The sequence below is a fragment of the Vreelandella rituensis genome (assembly GCF_003336665.1).
GTDB classification, from domain to species: domain Bacteria; phylum Pseudomonadota; class Gammaproteobacteria; order Pseudomonadales; family Halomonadaceae; genus Vreelandella; species Vreelandella rituensis.
In genome coordinates, this window is sequence record NZ_QPIJ01000116.1 from 1 (window position 1) to 3350 (window position 3350).

General features: G+C 54.8%; 4 protein-coding genes. 2 read left to right on the top strand and 2 right to left on the bottom strand.

The genetic code is table 11. The annotated features are described in order from the left end of the window. Positions 1-557, top strand: a 557-nt coding sequence (locus DU506_RS20755; RefSeq protein WP_147273807.1) for an IS66 family transposase, incomplete at its 5' end; no start/stop codon positions are given. Between the two features lie 318 nt (positions 558-875). Here DU506_RS20755 and DU506_RS20760 read toward each other — a convergent pair. Together DU506_RS20760 and tnpA are read right to left on the bottom strand one after the other, a co-directional pair. Beyond that, the gene (locus tag DU506_RS20760; protein ID WP_114488740.1) at positions 876-1379 is read right to left on the bottom strand and encodes a hypothetical protein; all 504 of its coding nucleotides are present in this window, start codon (positions 1377-1379) and stop codon (positions 876-878) included. Between the two features lie 359 nt (positions 1380-1738). Further along, a complete protein-coding gene (gene tnpA, locus DU506_RS20765; RefSeq protein ID WP_114488741.1) occupies positions 1739-2155 on the bottom strand; it encodes an IS200/IS605 family transposase in 417 nt (138 codons plus the stop codon). Positions 2156-2223: 68 nt separating this feature from the next. On the opposite strand from tnpA, the gene DU506_RS20770 reads away from it, so the two are divergent. After that, a partial coding sequence (locus tag DU506_RS20770; protein ID WP_147273808.1) for an RNA-guided endonuclease InsQ/TnpB family protein occupies positions 2224-3350 on the top strand: 1127 nt, incomplete at its 3' end.

Genomic DNA, 3350 nt, shown 5'->3' on the forward strand with positions numbered 1-3350 from the left:
ATGCCCTGTGCAATGCCCATCACCTTCGCGAACTGATCGGTGTCTGGGAAAACGACCAGCAGGCCTGGGCCAAAACCCTGCATGATCTGCTGCTGGCGATGAACCAGGCCGTTGAAGACGCTGGAGGCAGGCTCTCTCCCGACGCGGTTCGACGATGGCGAGAGCGCTATCGCCATTGCCTGGCGGAAGGCGACGTCGAGAGCCCACCGCCGGCCAAACCTCTGCCTGGAACCCGAGGACGCACCAAGCGCACCAAGGCACGCAATCTGCTCGAACGCCTCCAGGCACGCGAGGACGATGTGCTGCGTTTTCTTGAGGATTCGGCCGCGCCTTTTACCAACAACCAGGGTGAGCGTGACCTGCGGATGACCAAGGTCCAGCAGAAGATATCGGGCTGCTTCCGCTCGTGGGAAGGTGCGGAGATCTTCTGCCGGATGCGCAGCTTCCTCTCGACGTCCGTCAAGCAGGGCCTGTCGGCTCACGCGGCACTGGAGCAACTCTTTGCGGGTGAGATGCCCTCGTTCATGCGCCGAGATGAACGGAGTCAGGCAGCGTGAGCTGAACAGTTACTATTTTTCTTAAATTAACCTGTATTCATGAAGTAACTGCAGCGCTTTGGAGCTACCGTCGCGCAAACGCCACTCTACCGGTACTGAGATGGAACCGATCAACTGGACAACTTAATGGTGCTACTAAGCTCTGAACCCACTGTATGCCTAATTCAAATTACTTAGTTCAAGAGTTTTTGGTAGTACACCGCATCTGGTGTCTGGTAATCAAGGCTCTGGTGATGGCGGGACTGATTTTAATGCCGAAAGTAGCAGCTGAGTCTCTGTTTCAAGTGGCGTCCGTTCTCAATGGCAGAGCGGGCGGCGCTATTTTTGCTCGGGCTCGACCACGATCACGGATTCCAGCCTTTTCTTTTCCAGGGTTGCCAAGGCAATGTCGTAACAATCTTCGATATGGCTGTTTCCCATGTACTTCATGGCGGTGAAGCTGATGCCGCCTGCCACGGCGCTGCCGACAAAGGGAGCGAACTTGGCAACCCCTTTCGCCGCCACCTTGCCTGCCGTCTTGTTTAGCAGCAACACGATCAGTTTTTTGGTGATGTATTTCCCGGCCATCTTGCTTCCCGTATTGGAAATGGCGGTCATTACAAACAGCTTGGATTCGGTATCGAGGCTGTCGATTTGTTCAGGTGACAAACCGAATTTTTGATTAATTGCGGGAATTAACCGCATCAATATGGCAACGTCTGAACCTATATCTACGCCAGGTATCGGAATGATCGCTGCGCCGGCAGAAAGTCTTGAACTCTTCGTGACCAACGACTGACATGACTTTTTAACCGCTTCGAGATCTTCCAGTGACTCGATCATTGTGTTGTCCTCTTTTCACGAACGACATGATGTTTTCTGACGAACTTACCCGAGAGAATCGTTATGGCGACCCTTCAATAACGTAGCAGTTAGACAATCATCGGCGATAAAAGGGTCACTCACGGCGATTGAGACAATGGTCGGCGCATTGAAAAGCCGGCCAAGGGCAGCTTGGAAGGACTCGGCTGGCCTCTGAGCCGAATACGACCCATAATCGGCTCATTTTTTGATCTGAATAGGGAGCGTTAACTGGCTCATGTACATCTGGGAACAAGGCGACTGGCCAAACTTTGAACCAACCCCGGCGCAATCTCGGTTGCTTTAGCTTCGAGTCAAGCCGGCTCGGCCAGGGAAGGCCGCTATCGGCGGCGTAGCCGCCGCGATTGTTGTTCACCTTTCTCGGAGGTGGGGCGTTGCTGGTCGGTGATGTACTGCGTCACGATATCCAGCGGTGCGCCCCCACAACTGACGACGCAGTAGGACGGTGACCAGAACTGGCTGCCCCAGAGTTTGTCGGCGATGCCTTGTGCAAACTCCTTGCGTATCACGTAAGCACTCTTGCCTTTGAGCTTGCCGATAAAGTGAGACAGGGCTTTCTGTGGTGGGCAGATGACCAGCAGGTGGCGATGGTCGGAGGTTTCGCGCAACACCTCGTCCAAACGGATCAACATCGACTCGGTGAAGACATCACACCGATATTTCGGGACAAAGACAAGGTGGAAGTGAAGTCGGTAAACGCATGACCTGAAAGTTCTCCAGGGGTACTCGTCACTCATAGCCTTGACTCATTAGGGGGATGGCGCTAGCCTGGAACCATTGTCCTGTTTATGCAACCAGGTCCCTTATGGCGCAGCGCGGTTTTTCATTAAGCATCACGGATCGCCTGTCTTCGCGACAGGCGATCACCTTTGCTCAATGGATAGGCGCCGCGAATGTGCTGCGTAATTGTAAGGTGCGCGAGTATCGTGACTTGCTGGCGCAAGGCCGAGGAACCGAGATCAACCAGGCGTACGCACCGATCAAGCAAGACCCTGACGTTGCCTTCCTGAAAGACATACCCGTTCAAATCCTGCGTAACGCCGCCAGCTCGGCCTATGCCGATGCGGAAGCCGCCCGAAAAGGGATTTCCAGGTTTCCCAAGGTCAAAGGCCGAAACAAGAAACGTAGCTGTATCATCACCAAGGAATTGTTTGATCTTCAGCCTGTCGCAAACGACAAGACTCAGGTGACGATCTATGACTCGGCAACCAGGAAGCGCACAAAGCTGTTTTCTATCACCGTGCCTTATTCGCCCGCGTCACTGAGCAAGCAGTTCATCATCAGCCGTCAGGGGCGCAGCTTCACGTTCTCCGGCTCACTGGAGGATGGTCAGACCTACCCTGACAACGAGGCGCTACTCAACGACGTTGCGTACCTTGATGACGACAAGCTGCTGGGTTATATCACTGGACTGGACGGCGGTGTTGCCCGCCCCCTTCAGGCCTGCAATGGCACGATCTTCGACTACACCCCGGAAGAAAAGCGCCAGCTTCGGCGGCATAACGACCGGATCAAGCGGCTCCAGGCAGCCCCCAGTGGCAAGAAACGTCGCAATGGCAATAAGTCCAGGCGCTGCGCGTCGAACAATCAGCGTCATCTCGCCAACCAGATATCCACCCTGCATGGCAAGATTCGTCGACTGCGCCGGAATTTCGCGCATCGCGTGTCGCGGAACGTCGTGGAAACGTCAGGCGAGATCATCTGTGTGGAAGACCTCAAACTCAAGGCGATGACCAGGCGGGCGAAGAAGAAAACCCAAGGCCGCCAGACTCTTAAAAATGGGGCAAGGGCCAAGTCCGGGCTTAACCGTGGCCTGAACAATGTCGGCCTGGGGCAGATCTATACCCTGATCAAATACAAGGCCAATGCCCGAAACAAGGCGTTTCTCAAGATCAATCCGGCGTACACCTCGAAGGAGTGTCATGCCTGTGG